The 2,415-nt window shown below is 69.3% G+C and carries 2 protein-coding genes; both read right to left on the bottom strand.

The features are described 5' to 3' along the window. Positions 1 to 391: hypothetical protein (locus tag G0A00_RS26180; protein ID WP_164214296.1), on the bottom strand; the 391-nt coding region annotated here is incomplete at its 3' end. Positions 392 to 428: 37 nt separating this feature from the next. Continuing rightward, positions 429 to 2,415 (bottom strand): bifunctional DedA family/phosphatase PAP2 family protein (locus G0A00_RS26175; RefSeq protein ID WP_164214295.1); only part of this gene is annotated, 1,987 nt, incomplete at its 5' end.

Genomic DNA, 2,415 nt, shown 5'->3' with positions numbered 1-2,415 from the left:
GCTTGCCCGAACTGTAGACCAGATCGCCAAGCGCGAGGATCGGCGCGTTCGGCCATTGCGCCGTGAGCTGCACGGTTGGCACCGCCGGGGCCGTCGCCGGATCGAAGGCGGAGGCGAGGCCGATCAAATCGGCGCTGACGGGAAAGGCGCTGGCAAGGCCGGGCGCTTCGGGGCAGTCGGCGATGTCGCCCACCGCAAGCAAAGTCAGGGGATTGCCTTCGGCGTCTCCGACCGCATCGATCACCTTCTGCGGTGCTGCAGCACTTCTCGTCTCGCTGGCGGTGCCCATGCCGGTAAGTTCGTAGGCGGCATAGGCGGGCCACTGTGTTTCAACTGCTGCGATGACGAGGAGCGGCGCGAGGATCGCCGCAAGGATTGCCGTTTTTCTCATGTGTTTGTGCCTCATGTCTTTCTTGGCGAAGTGCGGTTCATTTGGTCAGTGGTTTGGGCGACAGCTCGGTCAGCCGGACGGCGGTACCGCGTGCTTCGGTCGCGAGGGTGCGACTGTCCTGCGCCCCGACCAGCGAGAGCGCCGCGGCTTCCGCCGGACGAAGTGCCGCGGCGGCAGCGCCCTCCGCCGCATCGAGCGCCCAGCCGACCACCGGCGCGCCGGTTCGCTCGTGCCCCACGCCCCAAAGCCGAAGCACGGCGTCCTGCGCAGGGCTGTGCAGCGTCGCAGTGGCCGGGCGGGCATCAAGGAAGGCGGGGAGAACCAAGGCTCTGTCCTGAGGGTGGTCGGTGATGTCCTGCCGGAGCGCAGCAATGCCGGAAAACACGTCGGGTCGTGCCGCTTCTGTCCAGCCGCCTTTGGCGAGGCGCCCCGCGATCTCGTCGACCGAAAGCCCGGTGGACACGACGCTCACTGGCGGCAGCGTCTCGCCGGACAGCGTCACCACGTCGAGCGGGAACGCATCGCCGGTGATGGCGTCGGGCAGGTTGTCGAACACGGTCACTGCGCTTGGGACCCTCGGCGCCACTGTCGGATTGTCGTGGATCGCGATGACCAGCGCTGCCGCGCAACAGGCGCATGCGGCGGAAAGGCTCAGCGCGGGGCGGCTCCTGCCCGGATCGCGGGACCTCCGCCGGGCCATTTCGCTCACGGCAAAGCCGATCACCATCCAGATTGCACCGACCACCCAGCCGTTCAGAACGTCCGACAGGAAGTGCTCGACGAGATAGATCCGCGTGAGCCCCAGCGCCGCCGCCATTGTCACCCCCGCCGTGATGGCGAGGGTCGGGCCGACGAGCTTTTCGCGCCAGAGCATCATGGCCAGCGTGCCGTAGAGCGCCACCGAAATCGCCGCATGCCCCGAGGGGAAACTGTTCGAGCTTTCGAGGAAATACGCCAGCGAGGGCCGCGCCCGGCCGAAGGCGAGCTTCAGCAGGGTCACCGTCAGCGCGTTGCCCGCGACGGCGGTGGCGAGCCCGAGGGCGGCGGCCCTGCGTCCCCAGAAGGCAAGTCCGAGCACCGCGCCGAGCGCGACCAGCGCCGCGACCGGCACATGCCCCGCCTGCGTCACCCAAGCCGCGAGGCTCAGCCCACCGGGCGTCCAGAAGGCATGCGCGAGATTGGCGATGCGCTGGTCGAGCGCGTCCGTGCCCGGCACGAAGGCAAGGTCGAAGGCGCCGTCGATGAACACGGCGCAGAGATAGAGCAGCAGGGCGGCCACCGCCGTGGTCAGCAGGCCGCGCTCCGGGTCGAGGCGCCGCGCGATGACCGTCGCGGCGCGCGGGTGGCGGGCGGTGAAGCGCAGAAGTGGCGGCCAGGTTTCCAGTCGCCCGCGGATCGCGCGGCCCCAGACCCGCAGCGCCGGAAGGCCGCGGCGCAGGTGGTGGGTGACGGCCCATGTCACCAGCGCAAGGACCGCCACCAGAGCCAGCGGCAGGAGGAGGCGCGGAAGGTAGGGTCCGAGGCGGGCCATGATGTCGCCCGCGGCGTAACCGATGGTGACATGGCCCAAGGCGTAGGCGATGCCGCTGGCGATGTTCCAGGCATGGAACCGTTTGCGCTCCATGCCGGCCAGGGCGGCGGCGAGGGGCACGAAACCGGCGACAGGGCCGAAGAAACGGCCGATCACCAACGCCAGCCCGCCGCGCCTGCGGATGAGCTCCTGCGCCCGACGGAAGGCGGCTGATTGGGGCAGCCGCACCCGCTCGCCCAGCCAGCGGCCGCTGTGCCAGCTCAGCTCGCCGCCAAGAATGGCACCGATGCCGACGAACCACGCAAGGTCGATAAAGTCCATATGCCCGAGCCGCACCAGGGCGCCGCCCGCGTCGACCACCAGTGTGCCCGGCACGATAACCGAGGTGAGCCACCATCCCTCGAGCAGGCTGGAGAGGCCGATGATCCAGTAGGACCAAAAGCCGAAGGCATCGAGGGTCGGCAGTATTTGCGAGGTCAGCGAACTCATGGGG

It is taken from the genome of Salipiger sp. PrR002, from assembly GCF_010500775.1.
In the GTDB taxonomy this organism is placed as follows: domain Bacteria; phylum Pseudomonadota; class Alphaproteobacteria; order Rhodobacterales; family Rhodobacteraceae; genus Salipiger.
This window is presented reverse-complemented; position numbering and strand designations above follow the sequence as displayed.